Source organism: Bacteriovorax sp. As-1, from assembly GCF_058446905.1.
On sequence record NZ_CP184341.1, the window covers coordinates 3,343,384 to 3,363,253 of the forward strand.

Annotated in this window: 28 protein-coding genes and 1 tRNA gene; 15 read left to right on the forward strand and 14 right to left on the reverse strand. The window is 41.7% G+C overall.

Features of this window, described 5'->3' with window-relative positions; genetic code table 11:
- Nucleotides 1-21: 21 nt before the first annotated feature.
- On the reverse strand, nt 22-729 hold the full coding sequence (locus tag ACN20O_RS16940) for a hypothetical protein (protein ID WP_491635365.1): 708 nt from the start codon (nt 727-729) through the stop codon (nt 22-24).
- Between the two features lie 128 nt (nt 730-857).
- Between ACN20O_RS16940 and ACN20O_RS16945 the strand changes: the two genes are divergently transcribed.
- From ACN20O_RS16945 to mnmA, 3 genes are read left to right on the forward strand one after another with little or no spacing between them, the layout of a single operon-like run.
- Nucleotides 858-2,084 carry an aminomethyltransferase beta-barrel domain-containing protein gene (locus ACN20O_RS16945; RefSeq protein WP_491635367.1) on the forward strand — a complete coding sequence of 409 codons (1,227 nt, stop codon included), beginning with the start codon at nt 858-860 and terminating at the stop codon, nt 2,082-2,084.
- Entirely contained in the window at nt 2,032-3,090 is a 1,059-nt protein-coding gene (locus ACN20O_RS16950; RefSeq protein WP_491635369.1) for a M28 family metallopeptidase, read from the forward strand. Before ACN20O_RS16945 ends, ACN20O_RS16950 begins: the two co-directional genes overlap by 53 nt.
- A 28-nt stretch (nt 3,091-3,118) precedes the next feature.
- Complete coding sequence (gene mnmA / locus ACN20O_RS16955) at nt 3,119-4,270, forward strand: tRNA 2-thiouridine(34) synthase MnmA (RefSeq protein WP_491635371.1); 1,152 nt, start codon at nt 3,119-3,121, stop codon at nt 4,268-4,270.
- Here the strand turns inward: mnmA and ACN20O_RS16960 are convergent.
- Nucleotides 4,248-4,484, reverse strand: a complete 237-nt coding sequence (locus ACN20O_RS16960) for a uracil-DNA glycosylase (RefSeq protein WP_185902991.1) — start codon at nt 4,482-4,484, stop codon at nt 4,248-4,250. The two genes, mnmA and ACN20O_RS16960, sit on opposite strands and share 23 nt — an antisense overlap.
- Nucleotides 4,485-4,748: 264 nt before the next feature.
- On the opposite strand from ACN20O_RS16960, the gene ACN20O_RS16965 reads away from it, so the two are divergent.
- Both ACN20O_RS16965 and ACN20O_RS16970 read left to right on the forward strand, forming a co-directional pair.
- Entirely contained in the window at nt 4,749-5,111 is a 363-nt protein-coding gene (locus tag ACN20O_RS16965) for a hypothetical protein (RefSeq protein WP_491635374.1), read from the forward strand.
- Between the two features lie 26 nt (nt 5,112-5,137).
- Nucleotides 5,138-5,221: transfer RNA gene (locus ACN20O_RS16970), tRNA-Leu, on the forward strand.
- Between the two features lie 116 nt (nt 5,222-5,337).
- Here ACN20O_RS16970 and ACN20O_RS16975 read toward each other — a convergent pair.
- Complete coding sequence (locus ACN20O_RS16975; protein WP_491635376.1) at nt 5,338-6,360, reverse strand: murein L,D-transpeptidase catalytic domain-containing protein; 1,023 nt, start codon at nt 6,358-6,360, stop codon at nt 5,338-5,340.
- Nucleotides 6,357-6,782 carry a hypothetical protein gene (locus ACN20O_RS16980; RefSeq protein WP_491635378.1) on the reverse strand — a complete coding sequence of 142 codons (426 nt, stop codon included), beginning with the start codon at nt 6,780-6,782 and terminating at the stop codon, nt 6,357-6,359. Before ACN20O_RS16980 ends, ACN20O_RS16975 begins: the two co-directional genes overlap by 4 nt.
- A gap of 119 nt (nt 6,783-6,901) precedes the next feature.
- On the opposite strand from ACN20O_RS16980, the gene ACN20O_RS16985 reads away from it, so the two are divergent.
- Together ACN20O_RS16985 and ACN20O_RS16990 are read left to right on the forward strand one after the other, a co-directional pair.
- Nucleotides 6,902-7,243, forward strand: coding sequence for an FKBP-type peptidyl-prolyl cis-trans isomerase (locus tag ACN20O_RS16985; protein WP_491635380.1), 342 nt, complete (start codon nt 6,902-6,904; stop codon nt 7,241-7,243).
- Nucleotides 7,244-7,366: 123 nt separating this feature from the next.
- Complete coding sequence (locus ACN20O_RS16990) at nt 7,367-7,915, forward strand: glutathione peroxidase (RefSeq protein WP_491635382.1); 549 nt, start codon at nt 7,367-7,369, stop codon at nt 7,913-7,915.
- On the opposite strand, the gene msrA is transcribed toward ACN20O_RS16990, so the two are convergent.
- The 5 genes from msrA to ACN20O_RS17015 all read right to left on the reverse strand — a co-directional run bounded on the left by msrA (nt 7,916) and on the right by ACN20O_RS17015 (nt 11,299).
- Entirely contained in the window at nt 7,916-8,473 is a 558-nt protein-coding gene (gene msrA / locus ACN20O_RS16995; RefSeq protein ID WP_491635385.1) for a peptide-methionine (S)-S-oxide reductase MsrA, read from the reverse strand.
- 52 nt (nt 8,474-8,525) lie between these two features.
- Nucleotides 8,526-8,738: a hypothetical protein gene (locus ACN20O_RS17000; protein WP_491635387.1), complete on the reverse strand. Its 213-nt coding sequence runs from the start codon at nt 8,736-8,738 to the stop codon at nt 8,526-8,528.
- Nucleotides 8,739-8,928: 190 nt separating this feature from the next.
- On the reverse strand, nt 8,929-9,990 hold the full coding sequence (locus ACN20O_RS17005; protein ID WP_491635389.1) for a hypothetical protein: 1,062 nt from the start codon (nt 9,988-9,990) through the stop codon (nt 8,929-8,931).
- Nucleotides 9,991-10,042: 52 nt separating this feature from the next.
- Entirely contained in the window at nt 10,043-10,207 is a 165-nt protein-coding gene (locus ACN20O_RS17010) for a hypothetical protein (RefSeq protein WP_491635391.1), read from the reverse strand.
- A gap of 141 nt (nt 10,208-10,348) precedes the next feature.
- Nucleotides 10,349-11,299, reverse strand: coding sequence for a hypothetical protein (locus ACN20O_RS17015; RefSeq protein WP_491635393.1), 951 nt, complete (start codon nt 11,297-11,299; stop codon nt 10,349-10,351).
- Nucleotides 11,300-11,435: 136 nt separating this feature from the next.
- Between ACN20O_RS17015 and ACN20O_RS17020 the strand changes: the two genes are divergently transcribed.
- Genes ACN20O_RS17020 through ACN20O_RS17040 form a run of 5 tightly spaced genes read left to right on the forward strand, consistent with a single transcriptional unit; the run spans nt 11,436 to nt 13,929 of the window.
- Nucleotides 11,436-11,906 (forward strand): hypothetical protein, encoded by a 471-nt coding sequence (locus tag ACN20O_RS17020; RefSeq protein WP_491635395.1) that lies wholly within the window; start codon nt 11,436-11,438, stop codon nt 11,904-11,906.
- 9 nt (nt 11,907-11,915) lie between these two features.
- Nucleotides 11,916-12,572, forward strand: a complete 657-nt coding sequence (locus ACN20O_RS17025) for a thermonuclease family protein (RefSeq protein ID WP_491635397.1) — start codon at nt 11,916-11,918, stop codon at nt 12,570-12,572.
- Nucleotides 12,573-12,605: 33 nt separating this feature from the next.
- A complete protein-coding gene (locus ACN20O_RS17030; RefSeq protein WP_491635399.1) occupies nt 12,606-13,295 on the forward strand; it encodes an exonuclease domain-containing protein in 690 nt (229 codons plus the stop codon).
- A gap of 21 nt (nt 13,296-13,316) precedes the next feature.
- A complete protein-coding gene (locus ACN20O_RS17035) occupies nt 13,317-13,634 on the forward strand; it encodes a GIY-YIG nuclease family protein (protein WP_491635401.1) in 318 nt (105 codons plus the stop codon).
- Between the two features lies 1 nt (nt 13,635).
- Nucleotides 13,636-13,929, forward strand: coding sequence for a hypothetical protein (locus ACN20O_RS17040; protein WP_491635403.1), 294 nt, complete (start codon nt 13,636-13,638; stop codon nt 13,927-13,929).
- On the opposite strand, the gene map is transcribed toward ACN20O_RS17040, so the two are convergent.
- The 3 genes from map to ACN20O_RS17055 all read right to left on the reverse strand — a co-directional run bounded on the left by map (nt 13,895) and on the right by ACN20O_RS17055 (nt 15,702).
- On the reverse strand, nt 13,895-14,638 hold the full coding sequence (gene map, locus ACN20O_RS17045) for a type I methionyl aminopeptidase (protein WP_491635405.1): 744 nt from the start codon (nt 14,636-14,638) through the stop codon (nt 13,895-13,897). The genes ACN20O_RS17040 and map overlap by 35 nt on opposite strands.
- A gap of 5 nt (nt 14,639-14,643) precedes the next feature.
- Nucleotides 14,644-15,036, reverse strand: a complete 393-nt coding sequence (locus tag ACN20O_RS17050) for a response regulator (protein WP_102243538.1) — start codon at nt 15,034-15,036, stop codon at nt 14,644-14,646.
- Between the two features lie 78 nt (nt 15,037-15,114).
- Complete coding sequence (locus ACN20O_RS17055; RefSeq protein ID WP_491635407.1) at nt 15,115-15,702, reverse strand: hypothetical protein; 588 nt, start codon at nt 15,700-15,702, stop codon at nt 15,115-15,117.
- A gap of 194 nt (nt 15,703-15,896) precedes the next feature.
- Between ACN20O_RS17055 and ACN20O_RS17060 the strand changes: the two genes are divergently transcribed.
- Both ACN20O_RS17060 and ACN20O_RS17065 read left to right on the forward strand, forming a co-directional pair.
- Nucleotides 15,897-16,724, forward strand: a complete 828-nt coding sequence (locus tag ACN20O_RS17060; RefSeq protein WP_491635409.1) for a Tll0287-like domain-containing protein — start codon at nt 15,897-15,899, stop codon at nt 16,722-16,724.
- Nucleotides 16,725-17,576, forward strand: coding sequence for a methyl-accepting chemotaxis protein (locus ACN20O_RS17065; RefSeq protein ID WP_491635411.1), 852 nt, complete (start codon nt 16,725-16,727; stop codon nt 17,574-17,576).
- Here ACN20O_RS17065 and ACN20O_RS17070 read toward each other — a convergent pair whose 3' ends face one another.
- Both ACN20O_RS17070 and ACN20O_RS17075 read right to left on the reverse strand, forming a co-directional pair.
- Nucleotides 17,577-18,389 carry a class I SAM-dependent methyltransferase gene (locus ACN20O_RS17070; RefSeq protein ID WP_491635413.1) on the reverse strand — a complete coding sequence of 271 codons (813 nt, stop codon included), beginning with the start codon at nt 18,387-18,389 and terminating at the stop codon, nt 17,577-17,579. It lies immediately after the preceding gene.
- 89 nt (nt 18,390-18,478) lie between these two features.
- Nucleotides 18,479-18,688: a hypothetical protein gene (locus ACN20O_RS17075; protein WP_491635415.1), complete on the reverse strand. Its 210-nt coding sequence runs from the start codon at nt 18,686-18,688 to the stop codon at nt 18,479-18,481.
- Between the two features lie 168 nt (nt 18,689-18,856).
- Here ACN20O_RS17075 and ACN20O_RS17080 point away from each other — a divergent pair, with 168 nt between their 5' ends.
- Entirely contained in the window at nt 18,857-19,834 is a 978-nt protein-coding gene (locus ACN20O_RS17080; protein WP_491635417.1) for a heme-dependent oxidative N-demethylase subunit alpha family protein, read from the forward strand.
- The last annotated feature ends 36 nt before the right edge of the window (nt 19,835-19,870 follow it).

Genomic DNA, 19,870 nt, shown 5'->3' on the forward strand with positions numbered 1-19,870 from the left:
GAGATTTTGTCAAAGATAAAATTAGGCCGCTTTCTTTTTTCTTGTACGGTTTGGAATGCTGAATTTCAGGCCGTCAAAAGTTTGTTCCAGCTCAGGTGGAGCATAGAAGCGCTCGCACTCTTCGTCCCATAGGAAATTGCGAGAGACCGGAGAGATCAGGAAGCTATAGTCTTTCATTCTCTGGACCATTTTCTGGGCGTGGGGCATCCAGAGAGGGAGGTTTTTTGAGAAGATAAAAACGTTGATTTGGTGAGCTTTCACGTGCTCTTTAAGCGCGTTGATGAAGAGATTCAGAGTTTCTGGATCTAAGCCGATTTCAGGTTCTTCAAGGAAGATGAATTGTCCCTCATAAAGCAAGGATTTCATCAATGAGCAAACCTTCTTCATCTGCGCATTAGTTTGATCCGGCAGTTCATGAGGAAGTTCGATGCTTTTATAAAGGGCCTCAAGAGCTCTGCTGCCTTGAGTTCCGAGAAAATCCTGGAATTGAACTTCTTTTGATTCGGTTAATGAATCTGGAGTGAAATCAATCAGGATATTTTGGTTTAATGTCATTTCTGGAATCAGACTTGCTTCACGTGCTACGAATGAAAATTTATACGGAAGCGCCACTTTATGGAACTTCAAAAACGACAGGAACTCATTGAGCTTTGATGCTCCCTGGGCCTCTTCGTTTGGATAAGTGAATAAATAAATTTCGAAGTTTTCTTCGAAGTTGATCTTCGTCATCGTTGTCTTTTCGGAAAAGTCAGGGGCGAGCTTGAAAAAAATAGTATCCGATTATATTTATCAGGATTCATTATTTCCACTGTTTAAAACAATGCCTAAAAATAAAAGTTTTCGGATATACTATTTTTATGAAGGAAAAGACCAGTTCCAAAACAGTTCTTATTGCGATGACCGGAGGAGTTGAATCCACCGTGGCCGCGTACCTTCTAAAAAAGCAGGGCTATCGCTGCATTGGAATCGGTCTTCAGCTTTTTGCCGATGGTGAAGAAGCAGGCCCATTTGCCGACGTGGCCGTGCTTGATTTAAATAAGATCAAAGGTATTTGCAATTACCTCGATATTCCTTTTTACGCCGTCAATGCCGCCGATATTTTCACTGACAAAGTTTTAGATCCTTTAGTCGGGAGAGTTTTAAGCGGACAGACTTTTGAGCCGCTGGTATTTTTAAACTCAGTGCTGCTTGATGTGCTTTTAGAAAAAGCAAAAAAATTCCAGACGACACTGGTTGCGACAGCTCACTATGCGAAAGTTTTAAAAAATCAAAAGACCGGAGCTTTTGAACTCATGGTGGCTAACGACCTAGAGTTTGATCAGTCGTATTCATTGGCAAGATTAGAGCAAAAACACCTGGAGAATTTAATTCTTCCACTGTCTGAAATCAGAAAAAAAGAAGTCGAAAAAATCGGCGAGCTTATCAAGGTTGATTTCATTCCAAGAATAAAAAGTAACTACAAACACATCATGCATGACCCGCGCATGGCAAGACTTGTAGAGGCCCGCTCGTCAAAAGATTTAAGACGCACGGGAAATATCTACGATTACGTCTCTGATGCCTCTATTTGTGAGCACCAGGGAATCCATCATTATTACGTCGGGCAATCAGGGTTGGTTTTTGATAAAAAAAGTGAAATCCAGATTGATCCGATAAAACAAATTGTTTCCATCGTGCCTTTTAAAGGAAACATCTTCATTGATTATCCCAAAAGATTAAAGCATCAACAGATACTGGTTTCTGGTTTTCTTCCGGCCACCAATCTCGACATGTCTTTGCCGATGTCTTGTTATGTAAAGATGTCGCCCAAAGGGGAAAAGATTCCATGCCGTCTGTTTTTTAAAAATAATGCTCAGGCGTTAGTCGAATTTGATAATCCTCGCGAAGGTCTTTTGGTGCCAGGTCAGTTTTTGGTTTTCTACAACCGCGAACACGAAAAAGGAAAAGTTGTGGGCTCTGGTTTAGTGGAAAATAGTGGGATGTTTGATGAATTCAATTACAACACACTTCCAGAGAAAAAAGAGGAAACTGATGAAGATCAAGAAGAAACAAACCAAGGTCACATCGTCAAATTGGGCTTCTAAGCTCTTTTTTGGCGCTCTTATTTTTTCATCTGTCACTGCGTGGTCATTTGAGTACCAGGACTTCGAAAAAAAAGTTAAAAATCCCTATCAAGTGCGAAGCTTAGTTGAAAAAATGCCTCGAAAAGATATCGAAGAAAACCTGCGCTCGTTTTTAGTGGCCGGGAGACCTTCGCGTTTAATTGGGAGCGCTGGTCACAAAAAAGTTCAAGACTATCTCGAAGAAAAATTAAAAGCAGCAAATAGCACCAATGCCACTTACAAACGCCAGGAGTTCACTCTTTCAGATGCGAGTGTCTCAAAAGAAAAAGGTGTGAATTTTATCTGGGAGAAAAAAGGTGCAACGAAGCCGGAAGAAGTCATTATCCTCATGGCCAATTACGACACACTTTTAAAAGATCCCAAGACGGGAAAAGTCATTTTAAAAGGCGAGATGCCGGGAGCTGACAATAATGGCTCTGGGGTGTCGATGCTTTTATCGATGATGGAAATTTTTAATAAACTTGAAATTCCAAAGACAGTTTTATTGGTTTTTTTAGATGCTGAAGAATTTGGGGCCCAGGGATCAAAAGAGTTTGCGAAATCTCTTAATGAAGGTGTTAAGCCTGCTGGTTTTATTAATCTGACCATGCTCGGTCACGACAGCAGAACAACTGATACTGAAAAAAAATTAAACAACTTAAAACTCTACACCAGCGGAGCAGAAGGGGATTCGGCATTTGGGAAACTCATCACGAAGCTGGGGGAAAGAGAGTATAGTTCAATTTCTTTTAAGGAAGAAAAAATCAGCGATGGGACAAGCACCCTGGGCTTTCCGGCCACGGCCGAGAATCTTTGGGGGGCGGGGTTTGTAGGAATTACACTGACCCAGAACCGCCAAACGGACCTAAATCCCCGCTATATGACCGCTAATGACTTTGCGGAGACCTTGAATATAGCTACTTACACCAATGTGTTTAAGTACGTCACTTACGCCGTCCTCTCGTGGAATTATGACATAGTCAAATAACGGGTCTTGTGCTATAAAACCCCTCGTTATGAATAAACCTAAATCAGAAACATTGGTCATTGTCGGCATGAGCGGAGGCGTAGACTCCTCGGTGAGCGCTGCCCTTCTTAAAGAAGAAGGCTACAATGTCGTGGGTCTCTTCATGAAAAACTGGGAAGAGTTTGATGAGCACGGTGTATGCCAGTCATCAAAAGAATACGCTGATGTGGTTAAGGTGTGCGAGAAGCTCGACATCCCATACTACTCTGTAGACTTCATCAAAGAATACAAAGAGCAAGTGTTCTCTCACTTTGTTGAAGAATACAAAATGGGCTTCACTCCTAATCCTGACATTCTTTGTAACCGCGAAATCAAGTTCAAAGTTTTCTTTGAAAAAGCAATGGAGCTGGGAGCGGACTTTCTGGCCACAGGACACTACTGCCAAAGCCTTATGGTCGATGGAGAGCAGCGCCTGGTAAAAGGGGCCGATCCACTAAAAGATCAGTCGTATTTCCTCTACACAATTAAAAAAGAAATCTTGGAAAAAGTTCTTTTCCCTATCGGTCACATTCCAAAGACTGAGGTTAGAAGAATTGCTGCTAAATACGACCTGGCCACTAAAGAGAAAAAAGACTCGACTGGTATTTGTTTTATCGGAGAGAGAAACTTTAAAAACTTCCTTTCAAACTATGTAACGTTTGAAGACGGAAATTTTGAAACACTAGATGGCACGATTGTCGGCCGCCACACGGGAGCGACTTATTACACTTTAGGACAGAGAAAAGGTCTGGGCCTTGGTGGACAAGGGGAGCCTTGGTTTGTGGTTGGAAAAGACATGAAGAGAAACGTAGTTATCGTTGAGCGCGGAGACCATCACCCACACATGTACGCTGACACTTTAACAGCGACAGACCTGTCGTTTGTGGGCGGCGCTTGGGATCGTCCATTGCCTTTTAAATGTACGGCGAAGGTTAGATACCGTCAGAAAGACCAGGCCTGTACTGTGACGAAAATTGAAGGCGATAAGATCTACGTTGAATTCGATGAAGCTCAAAGAGCGATTACGCCAAGACAATCTGTTGTGTTTTACGACGGGGACGTTTGTTTAGGGGGAGCGATGATTGAAGCTTCCGGCCCTAGTTATTACGAAATGAAAAGGCCCTTAGCGAGTCTGGAAGTCACCAGTACTTCGGATCATTAAAATCCTTTTTTCCACCCTCATCATCACCGCCCTTTTTAGCTTTCTCTTCAAAGGAAGGGCAGTCTTTACCCGTTGATTGTTTAACCAGGATATAAGGCATTGTGGCCGATTGGAATTGGTAGAGCTTACATCCGCGCGGGATCTTAGGATCAAACGTAGAGTAGTAGTGCTTACAGCGCATACAGGGGATTCGATGGTTTGTGTTTTCATCCATAAAAACAAATCTCCGTCATGTCAGGGTTATCGACACCTACTATAAATCTTACATAAGGCCCAGATTTTTTAATAGTCCATTTTTGAGCGTGTTACGATTTGGGGGAAAGAAGGCAGGCAACTGTCTAGGCCTTTAAGGTATGACTGATATTTGGTCACCTAATGGTCTTTAACTTGTTGAAATGACTTAAGAATTGTGGCACCCATAGTGCACTATAAGTATTGGATTTAAAATAGGCTTTTTTACTTGAGGACCCTGCAACCTATGAAGACAACAACTTTAACCACAGAAACTGACAACCTAGTTCTTTTCCCATCGGCCAAAAACTTTGCGGTGGAAGAGAATCTGCAGGATCCAATGCTCGATCTATTAAATGAATACTCTCACATGACTGACGCCGATATCCCGAATCATTTAGATGACCGTTTTGAAAATGAGTTAGAAGATGAAACATCGTTTGGAAGCCTTGAAGCTTTTATGAATCGCCACCAGTCTAATGACACGCTAACTCCTGATGACAAACTTGTGAAGCTAATCAATGAGCGCATGGAGGCCATTGCTGAAGCTAAGCAAAGAATCAAATTTTACCTCGATGAAATTGAAATGTTCTTGCCTAGAAGAAGATAAGATTTTATCCTACTCGCTCATCTTATGCGCGGGTGGCGAAATGGCAGACGCACTACCTTGAGGTGGTAGCGCCGCGAGGCGTGCTGGTTCAAGTCCAGTCCCGCGCACCATCTTCTTTTTACTTTCATCCATCTTCGTCGTCATTTCTTCGATTTCACTCGTCATTCCTAGAATCTGAATAAAATTAAAAAGAAAATGAAACGTTCCCTGCAAGTCCAGTCTAGCGTTATTTCTTCATCAGGTTTTCATCACCACAGTAAGAGTCACCACGAGACTTCTCTACACTTGAGTAGTTGTAATACAAACTCCCACCGGAACTGTTGTTAGGGGCCTTGATGGTATCAACAATTTCATCGGCCACTTTAGGCCCGATCATTGTACAGCCTTGACTCAGATAAAAAGGATAAGGATCAGTTCTTAAACTTGGTTTTTCATCATCACTTGAGGCCACGTCGTTGGTCACATCAGGAAACGAGTGCATGACAACGGCCCTTGAGTACGATCTGTCATTAACACCTTCTTGCAGGCCGTGGAGTTTCATCGAAAATTTCCAACGCTGCTTTGGATCCGATGAACCATTAATGCGTGAGCCGGTAATAAAGAATCCACGAGGAGAGGCGTTGGATCCATCTATATTAGATGTTTCAACTGTCCCTGCATCACTTTCCGGAACGCCTTTTTTTCCACCAGCACCGTGAGAAGAGTAGTAGGTCTTAACTTTTCCCGTTTCTAAATCAAGAATGAACATGCGCGACTGAAAGTAGCTTTTGTTCATGTCGTTGATAGTGATGTATCTTTGGTTCTGGATTTTGATCCCTTTTTTTCTTGAAGGGTCACCGGCCGCATCGAAATTGACTCCGCGGTTTTTATCATAGAAACAGAGGGCCTGCTCAAGTGCCGTCGGGTCTCCGCCGAGTTTTTTGTAGTTGGTTTTTAGTTCTTCACGAAGCCTGTCTGCGTCTGTGTCGTCTTTTTGTGAAAAGCCCACCTCTTTTTCTTCACCTTCTTCCGGCACTTCATCAAAGGAAGAAGAGGCACCCATCTGAGGTTGCTCTGGATAATTAGTTGTTGGTCTGTCGCCTTGAGCTTCAGAGCAAACTTCTCCAGGAGGTGTGACACTTTCATTCACCGTGCGGGTGATGTCGAGACCTAAGAATGTTCTTAGGCTGTCCCAGATTTGCGAGAGCATTCCGGCCGAAGCGGTGTTGGAGTAAATAACAATGGAAAGAATAATTAGTATTTTTCTCATAACTTCTTTAACACTCCATCTTGTCCGTCTTTTTCTACCACGGCCATATCCTGCGAGCAGAAAGTTTCACCTTTTGTTGTGATTATTTTAACGGTTAGGACGCTAGGGCGAATAACTGCTTCATTGATCATCTTCATAAAATCAAACGGAGACGTTTTATTTTTTTGTAGAGAAAGAGTTTGAGTTTTAAGTTCTTTTCCTTCTTCATCTTTTAAAATGAATTGAGCTTTGGCAAAAGATTCTTTGCTTGTGATATTGAGCTTTGTAAAATTTCCGGCAGTCTCAGACCAAAGTTTTAAGAGGGGAGCTTCGTTTTTTCCAAACTGGCCATTGAGTTCGACCGATTTTTTTGCGCATACTTCTTCGCCGGCCATTAGTTGGACGCTACTAAAAAGCAAGGCCGAAAGAATTAAAAATTTCACTTTGACTCCCTTAGTGGTTTACACTATCTACAATAAATCTTTTCGGGTATTTTAGGGGAAATCTAAACAAAATAAAATTTCACATTTCCGACTTGTAAGATCAGAAATAGGAGAGAGAAGTGAGCATTACTGAACTTGTTATTACAGACACTTTGATCGGAGAGGGACTTTCGCCGTCAAAAGGAGCTTTGATTTTTGCACACTACGAAGGACTCCTTGAAGATGGGACAAAATTTGATTCATCATATGACAAGGGAAAACCCTTTCAATTTGTCTTTGGAGTTGGCCGTGTGATTAAAGGTTGGGATCAAGGTCTCATCGGTATGAAGGTTGGCGGGAAGCGCACATTACATGTCCCAGCGCACTTAGCGTATGGTGAGAGACAAATTGGTGCCTTTATAAAACCTCATTCAAATCTAATTTTTCATATTGAACTTCTTGAAGTTCGCCCAAGAGAGTAAAAGAACGTGCGACATACTGTCGTGCAAAATCTTTTTATGCCTGTGTCTAAGGGAAAATCAATGTTCTCATTGTAAATGTTTCGTTATCCTTAGGATAATTAAACTTTAACCCAAGGAAGACATATGGATTCTAAAATTTCTCAAATTGAATTTAAAATGGCCGACGGCAAGTCGACAACACTTTCAGCTTTTGATGCCAAGGCCATCATGGTGGTCAATGTCGCTTCTAAATGTGGACTCACTCCACAATATGAAGGACTAGAAACACTCTATGAAAAATATAAAGACAAAGGTTTTTTAGTGATTGGTTTTCCAGCAAATGAATTTGCCGGACAAGAACCAGGGACTGATGAAGAAATTCAAAAATTCTGTTCAGGTACTTTTGGAATTAAATTTCCAGTTGCCGCTAAACTTGTTGTTAAGGGTGAAGGACAGCATCCACTGTTTGAACTTTTAACTGAAGAAAAACCTGTTGCCACAATGAAGGCCGGTGGAACTCTTGAAGCAAAACTTCGTGAGCACGGATTATTAAATGGCAAGGCCGGCGATATCATGTGGAACTTCGAAAAATTCTTATTAGATAAAAAAGGAAATGTCGTGAATCGTTTTGCCCCAGATATCACACCTGATGATCCGGCCATCGCTCACGCAATTGAGGCTGCCTTAAAGTAATTATTTCTTTTTAGGCTCAAAAGAAATCTGGCGTAGGTAGTGGTTGTCGTATCCTCCGGGATTTTTCACCAGGTACTTCTGGTGATACTCTTCTGCCCGCCAGAACTTTTTAGCTTCTGTGATCTCGGTCACTACAGGTTTTTTCCACGCTTTTGATTGATCCACTTTATTTTTAAAGGCCATTGCCTTTTTCATCTGTTCAGGCCCATGAGTGAAGACCGCTGAACGGTATTGGTTTCCTTCATCGTTACCTTGGCGGTTGAGTGTTGTCGGGTCATGCATTTTAAAGAACTGATCTAAAAGAAAATCATAGCTCACAACTTTTGGATCAAAAGTGATCTCGACACTTTCAGCGTGTCCGGTGTGACCGTCGTGCATTTCATCGTATTTTGGATTGGCCGTTTTTCCACCAGTGTATCCAACTTCAGTTTTTTGCACACCTGGAATCTTCCGAAAGAATTCTTCCGTTCCCCAAAAACATCCGGCCGCAAAAGTGGCGACTTCTGCACGAAGAGAAAAAGTGAAGATGAGTGAGCTGAGTAGAATGAGATTTTTCATAACTTCATTCTACCCGAGATTTTATAAACAGATCAATTCGACAAGCGCTGGACTACTGGCAACGCTCTACTATGAAGGAGTTATCTATTCCTCCTAAGTCCCAAAAATGAAAACCAATACGGTTTTGATCAACTACCATGCCGTCACTTAGACCCCAATCTCCGTCTTCAAACACGCGCGAATTAATGTCGTTTACTAATTCGTCAGCATTGCCGTTAAAACAGCTCTCTACGCTGTTTTCAGAATAGAGGATGAGGTTTGACATGTTGTCGTCTTTTGCAAGTGTAATAAGAGCGCCAGAGTCGTCAGTGATTTTAAGACTTGGTTCTTTTGCTTGAAGATTGAAACTAAGAAGAAGCGAGGTGAGTAAAAGAGCATTAATTTTTGATCCTTATAAAGAGTTTTATAAGGAATTACCGAATACCTCTTTTGATCGAACTTCGTCAAGGCGATGATTAATTAAGCTTGATGTCCTGGCGCCTGACTGACCATATAAAGCCGTCAAACCAGAAGTGCATCAGCGAAGTCAGAAGCCAAAAGGCCGCCACATACTCTAATTTTTGAGTGACTTGACGAAGGCCAGCGAAGATAAAAATCATCGGGATGATTAAGAGGAAAAAGATGAGAATACCGATGCGGTGGTCCTTCTTTTCCAGTCGAATACCCGCCTCTTCTTTTTTGACGGCTATTTCTGTCAGGTTGGATTTCTCGCTAGCGTAGACAATGTAGATATACTGAAGAGCATGATAAATATTTCCAAAAAACACACCATCAGCAATCGTGTAAAAACAAGAAATCAAAATAGTCGTCACACCAGTGACGGCAAAAAGAGCAAACTTCGCTTTGGAGTACTGGTAACCATTTTTAATTAGTTTGTTATAAGAATAGATGTAAAAGAGAGTGTACCCCACACCTAAAAGAATCAGCGGGATTCGCGCCGAAGTGATCAGCCATCCATGTTTCTTAACTGCCATGATAGGCATTTCTAAATACTCGACCAAAGCACCATTGACCTGAGTGTCCGGAAGGTAGGTCAAAAGAATAATGTTAGGAAGAAGACCCACGACAAAGGCCATTCCCATATCAAGCTTTCTTCCTGCTAATGGGTCATTGCCCTTTTTTCCGTCATAAATTCTACCGAAACCAAATGTCTGCATGAGGGAATGCCATTCATCCCAATAAACGCCGATAACCCCCATGATCCCAAAAACAATGGGAGAGACCCACATGGCGATGAGAAGGATGAGAGGGATAACGGTAAAGCGGTATTTATAGCGTTTGAAAACAGTGACGTTTAAGTGGCTTCTGGCAAAAACTAAAAGAACATGGGCGTGAGTCAGAACTGAAGCGGCCACGGTAAACCAGATAGGAGTCAGGTTGCTATAGATATAATTGCCATCGCGGGGCTCGCAAATGAGAGCGACGATAATTAAAGCGATAAGCGGGCATAGGATAATAAAAGCGATGTCGCCTTTATGGGCATGGATATACCAGTTCTTTTTAGTAAGTTCAGTCATACAAAGAGGATAAAGCAGAACCAAAATAAATCAAGTTTGGTCTGACTTTTCCTCAGGTCAGGAACTTTGTCGCTAAAACGATAAGCCCAAAAAATGTGGCAGAGTAAATCGGGTAGAGTCTTTCGCCTTTGTCGTTTCCATGAAATTTTCCCGCAAGGAAAAAGCCAAAAGCACCAGAGAAGCCACCAGCGAGGGCACCAAGCATAAGTATATTCATTTTTTCTTCCTGAAAAAAAAAAGTGTTCATCAAGGATTATAGAATAGAATAATTTTTGGTGAGTTTAAAGCGGGAAAAATAAATTTAACCTGGTGGAAAATTGTCAGTGACAAAAGCCCACCATTTAAAGTGCTCGGTTATTTACTCGCAAAGAGAATCAATGTCTTCGAGCTTGCGGTCGAATTTCGGGCGCGAGCTAAAGAATTCTTTAATGAAGTCATCATTTTGATTCACTGTGATTTTTGATTGATAGCTCTTCACGCGCTCAATATAAAGTGGGTTTTTCTTAAGCTCACAATAGACTTCTTTAATAGTCGGTTTAATTTTTTCCCAAAGCTTTGGTTTCCAGAAGGCCGGTTTATAAGACTCGTCCATCTTCGGGTTGATGTAGTTCTTGATATCAAAAGCGCGCTTTGGATTTTTCTTCCATTGTCCGTTTTCATTTATTAGGTAAGGGTTTTCTCCATCACACATTGAAATGGCAAAATTCATCCCTTGGTAGTTGGCCTCCAGGTCACCAAAAGAGAGAACTCCTCCCAGTGTATAACCTAGAATGTGGATCTCTTGCTTAAAGCCGGTAAAGACTGAATCTTTTTTTGCCACTTCAGGACTCATACCTTTATCTAAATTCTCTAAGTAACGACGGTAGTAGTTTCGTCCAACCAGTGCAAAGTGTCCTAGTTTATCTGTTCCAATATAGACGCCGCCGACATTAATTGTTCTGGAAATGATTCCAAAATAAAAAGGAAAACCGCCGTCTTTATAAATAGACTGGTTAATGTATTCGAATTGAGAAATTTCATCTCCCGGAAAGCGTTCGATGTCTGGTGAGTTTTTCGCAAACTGGCTAATCTTACTAATTGAAAATTTACCTACGATTCCGCTCATGACATCATCAGCGAGATCGCGGCAGGCCACAGCTTTATCTTTTTCATTGGCATTTGCCAGGGCCTTTTCAAATTTATCATCAATGTATTTATTGATTTGCTCAGAAGACTCTGCCAACACATGGGAGGCCGCATGGAATTGATCCGTTTCTAGAGCAAAGACAGATTGAGCAAAAAGCAGTGTAAGAAGCGCCGTTTTCTTCAATTAATCCCCCAAGATTAGGGATTGAACTTACCATGGTCACTTTTAGATAATCTTCGGACCATGAAAATAATTCATAATCTTTGACGATAGGTAAACACCACGATATTACAGGGCAAAATTAGAGAAGGGGATTATAATGAAAAAGATCATGGGGCTTTTAGCACTTTTAACACTAACAACTGCCTTTGCTGGTGAAGTAAGACTGGTAAAAGTAAAAGAACTGGGAGTGATGAAGAATAAAGTTATCTTCCAGAGTTTAGATGTAAAAAAAGTAAAGAATTCAAATGTTGTGCGCGGAAAACTAGTTGCTCAATGGGGCACTCAGGTTTTTGAAGTGGTAACTGGTTACTACACTTGTAACGCTAAAAATGTTTGTAAGTTAACTGACTATGAAAGAGTCGCGACTTATGAATCATGCAAAGTTAAAAACAATAAAGTATCTTGTTCAAAGAAAATCGCAGGGGACTCATATGAAAGCGACTCTCGCGATGTCATCGTTAACGGCAATCCAGATGAAGTAAGTGATGAATTCGGCCACAACAGAACAGGTGAGTACGATTCAGAATTCCCGGTTCGCATCCAGGACGAATACTCAGACATTTTCTAAGAGATTAAGTTGAAAAAAACTCTTTCATTATTTTTATTATTACTATCTTTTCAGGCGATCGAAGCAAAAACGATCGCCGGAAAAGTCATCAGCATTCACGATGGCGACACACTAACTTTCCTGCCAAGTGAAACTCCGACGAAAAAAGCCAAGCTTCGCCTGATGGGTGTAGACACTCCGGAAATTGATTTTAACGGTGCAACTCAAGGCGAGAGTGCAGAGATGGCCCGCGATTACTTAAAGAGTATGCTGCCGCTTAATTCGACGATTCAAATTGAGCTCTCTGATAAAAATATGGACTCTAACAACCGCTACCTTGGGCAGATCATCTATAATGGTGTGGACTTGAACCTGGAAATATTAAAAGCAGGTTGGGGTGCTCTTTATTTCATTTATCCATATGATAAAAAAATCTTTGTTAAATACAGTGAAGCCGCAGAGAATGCCTCATTAAACAAAGTAGGAATTTATTCAGATAAGTTTTCTCACAACCCACTTCCGTATGTTTTTCGTCAGGAAGGAAAAGGGGTACCGGGGACTAACTTAATCGGAAACTTCAAAACTAAGAAGCTTTTTTCACCAGAAGATATTGAATCAGTGCCACATTATCACCGAGTCTTTTTCTCGAGTGAGAATACAGCAATTGGACAAGGATTTAGTTGGTAGATTTTCTGTTTTTTATTCAGGCATAATGAATGAATGCCAACCAAATCAAAAAAACAAAACACTAAGTATTCTGTTATCGATCTAGAAACCACCGGTGCCAATAGCTTCGGCCAAAAGATTATTGAGATCGCAATCATCAATTACGACGGTGATAAGGTCGAAGAGGTTTGGAGCACATTAATTAACCCGGAAAAAAGTATTAATCATGGGATTACGATGATTACCGGAATCACCAACGAAATGGTAGAGGGTGCTCCCAAGTTCTATGAAGTGGCCAGAAAAATTGTAGAGATGACAGAAGGGCGAGTTTTGATCGCCCATAATGTCTTCTTCGATTACCGTTTTCTACAGAGGGAGTTTTCCGATTTAGGTTATACTTATAAACGCGATGTCTTTTGCACGTGCAAAACATCACGAAAAGTTTTTCCGGGACTTCCTTCATATTCTCTTCGTGCTCTTTGTGATTATTTTAAGATCAATAGAAGAGCGGCCCATAGAGCGTTGTCTGATGCCGAGGACTGCCTGGCAGTTATGAAGAAGATTGAGGCCCTTCAGGATATTGCGACAATGCGTGAGGAGCTCGATCACTTAATCCCGGCACAATTGGAGAAATTCAATTTTGATGATTACCCGGAAACTCCAGGGCTTTATTTTATGTACGATAAAGACAATGCTCTATTGTATGTGGGAAAAAGTAAAAATATCCGTGGACGATTAAAATAGCACTTCAAGCAGTTTCATGGGATGCAAAAAGAAGAAGCGCTCAAAAGTCGCGTTTCCAAAGTGGATTTTCTGGAGTGCTATCATGATCTTCCGACTAGTCTTTTAGAGCTTCATTTTATTAAAACCCAAAGGCCTTTCTACAACCGGGCCGGGCGAAGAAAGAATTTTCATTATGGGCTTAAACTCGCACCTCTTTCCGAACATACAATGCCTGGGGAGGAGCTTAAAGTGACTAAGGTTATGGAAGGGGTGCCTCTTCTTTATTCCTTTGGTTCAAAGCACAGTGCTGCCCGAGAAAAAAGAGAGAATCTTCTTAAATGCATTTGGTGTAAGTTCTGAAATGATGAACTTCAGCACACAGATGCACAATTATAAAAAGGTGCTTGGGCCTGAAGCCTATTATAAAAAGCTTAAGAAACACTATGAAGAGAAGATTCAGGATCTTCCCGATGTAGAAATAGAAAAACGCAACTGGGGGCTCTCAATTCAGGAGAATGTCTTAAAGTGCATCTGGATTAAAGACCAGGTTTTTAAAATCGAAGAGACACCGGACATGCGCTCGATTCTTCTTTCTTCGCTCAAACAGACGTTCAAAGAAATTAAGCGGTCACAATCAGAGGTCTGTGTTTCGTGATAATCATTGTGTGCTCGTATTGAGCAGCAATGTTTCCTTCTTCACAGTAAAGTGTCCAGCCATCATTAGATTCTTCAACCCAGTTTGATTTCGTCGATAAAAACGGCTCAATCGTAATAACCTGGCCCTCATGAAGAGTGCGGCGATCATCCGGATCATAGTAGCTGGCAATAAAGCCTGGTTCTTCGTGAAGGGCGCGGCCTACACCGTGTGAGTCAAGGTTTTCAATAATTTTTAATTTGTGTTTGCGGGCCACTTTCTCAATGGCCTTACCGATAAGATTTAAAGGTGCACCAGCGCGTGCCACTTCCATGGCCGCATTCAGTGCTTCTCTGGTTGCTTTCATCACGCGTTTTTGATCAGCAGTTGATTGTCCTAAAACAAACGATCCGCCAGTGTCGGCAAAGTAGCCGTCTTTTTCGGCAGAGACATCGATATTGATGATATCGCCGTCTTTTAAAGCGCGCTCACCTGGAATACCGTGAGCAATTTCTTCATTGACTGAAATGCAGGTGGCCCCAGGAAATTTATAAGTGATGAGGGGAGCAGAGTTTGCTCCGTGATCGACTAAATACTTCGCTCCGATATCATCAAGCTCTTTTGTCGTCATTCCCACTTTAGCTTCACTCATCATAAGCTTAAGAGCGTCGGCCACAATTTTTCCGATCACTTTTAATTTTTCAATGTCTTCTTTGGTTTCAATCGTCATGGCAATTATCTTTGGCTGTGTTTGGCCACTGTATCGATAAGCTCGTTAACATCCATCGGCTTTCTAATCTTAGTGACGTTGGCAGGCATATTGACCAGATCTTCTTTTGGATTTCCTTTGGCCGTTGTTATAATAATGGGAAGTTTCGCCAGGTCATTGGCGTGGTTGCTTAAAAGATATTCCATCACTTGAAGTCCAGTCATAACTGGCATCATGAGATCGAGAATCACGCAATCTGGAAGAGAATCTTTTGGACAAGCGATAAGGTAGTCTAATCCAACGCGACCATTTTCGGCCGTTTTAGTGATATATCCTTCATCGGTTAAGATTTCAGCAACTAGCTCACGGATGTCCATGTCGTCTTCAATAATCAGCACTGTCTTTTTATCGGTCGTCATTTCGATTGATCCTCTGGACTAATATCTTTGGGTGAACTCTACCTTGGAGAGGGTTAAATCACAATGAATTTTATAGGATTACGCGTTCTGCCACTTTGATAATACCTTTAAATGATAATCTTCCTGCTCTGTCGTGTATTGATGCTCCTTATGAAAAGGGCATAAACGACGCGCAAGAGAGAACTCTTTTTCATTCAGGCATGGCCTTGGGCATGGAGTGCAAGGTGAATCCCATGGTTCTAAGGGCGCCGTTTCGGTTAGCGGAAAAGACGTGAGAAAAATTCCACGGAACCCAAACCATGGGCCAAATTCAAAAGAGAGGTCGGGTCCAAATGGTGATGGGTGACAAAGATTGAAGTGCCTTCCGATTTGTTGAAGCGGTAAAATCTTTTGGTCGTGTGGAAAAAGAAGTGTGAGATCATTGCTTAAAAAAATCTCACTTGCTTCTTTCATAACATTCAACGTGTATGAGTCAATCGGATGTTCACCTTCTTTTTTTGGAAGCTTTTCCCAAAGAAGTTTCCCACCGCTGCCTAAGAGAATAAGCATTCTTTCTTTATCTTCATCGGTCAGTAGTGTAGAGAGGCAGTCAATGTTGCTGGCTCTTGTAGCAAAGAAGATGTTGAAGCCTCTTTCTTTTAAATAGTTTTTCAGGTTATTAATCATACTTTATGTTTAACTTACTTAATTTTTTCTTGGCCAGTCTCGAGTTTGGCTGAACCTTTCTTTTCCAAACTCTCACATTAATTGAAATTTGTGAGTTAGTGAGGAAAACTTATTTATCTCCACATGATATTTATCATGTGGAGAAAGTGCAACCCCCCTTCGAACAGAGGTTAAACAAAAGCGGGGGAACGTCTATGAAGAGCTACCAGCACTTCAAATTTAGCACAAAAATTCTTTTAATCGTCGGGATCTCATGTCTGATTTGTTCAGGGACATCCATTGGGATGGCCTTGTATTTTGCCCACGCAGATCTGAAAAAAGGAATTGAAGAAAAGGCAGCAACCATTCACTCGCGACTTGAAGCTGCCACTGAGTTTGTGGCCTTGCAAGGCGGTTTAAAACCGATTGTTGAGCGCATGAAGGGCAAATACAAGTCGGATTCAGAAATGAGCGATAATGACAAATTAGAAGTCTTAAAACAGGTTCCTATTTTTGCGGCCATGAAAATTGGGGCAAAAGATGCTGAAGCGGAAGGGTATTCGTTTAGAGTGTTTTCTGATGAGCCAAGAAAAAAAGAAAATATGGCCACTGATTTTGAGCTTTCTATTTTTAAAAAATTCCAGGAAAACAAAGAGCTTCAAAAATATGTTCACGACGATGGTGAGTCGATAACTGTTTATAAACCAGTCAGGCTCTCAGAGTCTCAAGGCTGTATGACTTGTCATGGCGCCCCTGCGACCAGCCCATGGGGGAACGGAAAAGATATTCTCGGTTATAAAATGGAGAACTGGAGCGATGGTAAACTCCATGGAGTCTTTGCGATTAAAACTGACATTAATAAAATTGAAGCCCTTCGCGAAGTCGATAAAAACAACCTTAAAACAGTTTTGTTTGGACTTGTTCCGATTGTGGTTGCAATAGCTCTGGCCTTTACCTTAATCAAAGCGCCTCTGGATAATTTAAAGAAAGTCGCTGAAGTTCTCTCAGGAGTAAGCTCCAATGTCGCCAGCACTTCTCAATAAATGAAGTCAAATTCAACTGATTTATCGCAATCTAACGTCGAGCAAACAGCTTCCCTGCAACAGACGGCCGCTTCGCTGGAAGAAGTGGGAGCGATGATCAAGAAGACTTCAGATTATGCTGGGTCAACTTCCAAGGCCTCTTCAGTCTCGAGGGAAAAAGCGCAAAAAGGAAGTGATATTGTAGAGAAGATGATTCACTCAATGGAAGAGATCAATCACTCTAATGAGAACATTAGGAGCGAGATTGATCACTCTAACCAGGAGCTTGCAGAGATTGTTAAACTCATCCACGATATTGGAAATAAAACCAAAGTGATTAACGATATCGTGTTCCAGACAAAACTTCTTTCATTCAACGCTTCAGTAGAAGCGGCACGAGCGGGAGAAAATGGAAAAGGATTTGCGGTTGTCGCCGAAGAAGTTGGAAACCTGGCCCGAGTCAGTGGAGAGGCTGCTACCGAAATCAGCGGCATGCTTGATAACAGTATCCAGACCGTTGAGCGCATTGTCCATGATACAAAAGTGAAAGTTGATAAGCTTCTGACGGAAGGAAAAACAAAAGTGGAATACGGAAACTCTGTCGCCCGCAACTGTGGAGAGATTTTAGAAGAGATCGTCACCAATGTAAAAGTGACTTCAGACATGGCCTTGGAAATTTCTAATGCCAGTGTTGAGCAGTCGCAAGGAATCAGTGAAATCACTAAAGCGATGGGGCAACTGGATGTAGTCACTCAAGATAACTCGCATACGTCGCAAGAGCTTTCCAATGTAGCGGATAACTTGAATAACGATGCTGTGGAATTAGAGAAAGTGGTTTCTGACCTGCTTAAAACGGTCAACGGTGCCGCTTAGTTATGGGAGAAAGAAGCGCTCAGAAAGTTCTGTGAGTCCTAATTCGCCTAGGATGTCACTTAAACGCTGGGCCGCTTTTTTCTTATTGGTGTCCGGATTGAATTTAGCAATGATAAGTTCATTTTTCATCGAGTGCTCCCAACCTACCAGCTCAGTCACTGTGACTTGATAACCATGGGCCTCAAGTTGCAGACAGCGAAGAACGTTAGTCAGCTGACTTCCAAACTCTCTGGTGTGTAGAGGGTGTCTCCAGATTTCACTCAATGATGTTTTAGTCTGTGCTTTGTTTTTGCGAAGGATAGAGGCCACTTCGGCCTGGCAACAAGGAACAAGCACCAGGTATTGGCTTTTTTTCTGAAGAGCAAATTTAATCGCATCGTCTGTCGCCGTATTGCAAGCATGCAGGGCCGTGACCATGTCGATTTGTTCCGGTAGTGATGAATCGTTCATTGAAGCTTCAACCGAAAGATTGAGAAACTTCATGCGGGGAAATTCGCAGTCGCGAGCAAGTTCAATGGATTTTTTTACCAGCTCATCGCGGGTTTCAATCCCGTAGATGGTCCCTTGTCCTTGATTCTTAAAAAACAGATCGTAAATGATGAAACCTAAATACGATTTTCCCGCACCGTGATCAACCAGTGTGTAGTCGTCTTTTTTTTCTGCCAGCTCCTTAAGCATCGGCTCGATAAAATTGAAGAGGTGATAGACCTGTTTAAGTTTTCTTCGGCTGTCCTGGTTAAGCTTGCCGTCTCTGGTGAGAATATGCAGCTCTTGAAGGAGTTTTACGGATTGGTTGGGTCTTAATTCAGTCATGGGGGGAGATTAGAGAAAAAGGCGGAAATTGTATAGATGGGAGAGGGGAAAAGCGCCGCCCAGTGAATTTTTTTCACTGGGCTTAAGGGTTAGTGCCCTAATTTTTGCGATTTTAGTTCGAAGGGAGGCAAAATAATTTCTTCTTGGGCAGATAATTTAGCAAGGGCCTGGTCATTTGCTTGGGCCATTGGCATAATCACTAGCGCACTGAGGATGGCGATTAAAAGGGCCACACCAGCTAGGAATACTTTCTCTTTATCGAGGTTGATCGCTTTCGCTTTTACTAAAGGATTTTTCATAGAAAATTCTCCTTTTTTCCTTTGTTCTACAACCTTAGTATCGTCTCTTTATAGGCGGCGTGATATTCGATAAAATCAATGTCGGAAATGAGGAAAATCAATAGATATAAAGTAAAAAATTTGAGAATACTTGGTTTCAAATTAATAACTTCATGTTTTAATCAGGATATGAGCACCAATGACCCTAAATTCTTCCCGATTGAGAGAGGCGAATATGTTGTCGCTCCGGGACTTCGCTCGCTGGGATATGATTTCGGCAACGGAGATTTCGACCAAAAGGTCTTTCTCATTTCTTCCAAGTTTAAAGAATACCGACAAAATAAGCTAGAGTGCCGTGCTGAGAGACTCTCAAAATATTTTTGCATGAAAGACTTAAGTGCTGAGCGCGTGAATGTGCTGGCGCGGTTTTTAATCGAAGAATTAATCAAAGAATACCCACAGTATTTTATTTTTAGAGATCAGGTTCTGGAGTGCGTGCACACTGGAGACCGACTGATTGTCGATAACAATTTTGACTTTGTAAGCTTTCATTCGATTGCTCCAATTTCTCCTCCCGTTGAACACATTCTCGATGCACTTTCTTTGCAAGTTGAAGAAGACATCGCCATGGTTTGTAGAAGTGTTGATGGAGACAACGTTAAAGATCATCTAGGACTTCTTCACTTGTGTAGCCCAAGCCATTGGTCAGCAGAAGATAAAATTGGAATGAACTTCTTTGATATCCATGTACCGATTCCTGGCATTGATAAAATAAACCGCGTGGCCGACAAACTGGTCGAGACCATGATCAATAAAGGGCCTTACGTGCGCTTCATCTGGAGTTTTGTAACTGACCAGAGACTCAACCATCACCCGATTCCTCCAGCTGGAGTAGACCCGGTTTCATGGAAAGGAAGAAGTTTTAACGAAGATGCCGCCATTCCTTTTTACTTCAGGATTGAGAGGCAAGTGATGTGGGGATTTCCTCATGTGGATGCTTCACTTTTTACTATCGGTGTGACTTTTATGTCGGGTCTGGAAGTGAAAAACAATCCTTATCAAAGGGATCAACTTATCTCTGCCCTTGAATCAATGTCGCCGGAAAGCCGTGTTTATAAAGGTGTTGCCGGGTGTTTTGATCAATTGATTTCTTGGTTAGAGAGTTAATTTAAAGCACTTTTTTCCCAGCAAACGCGAAAAAAT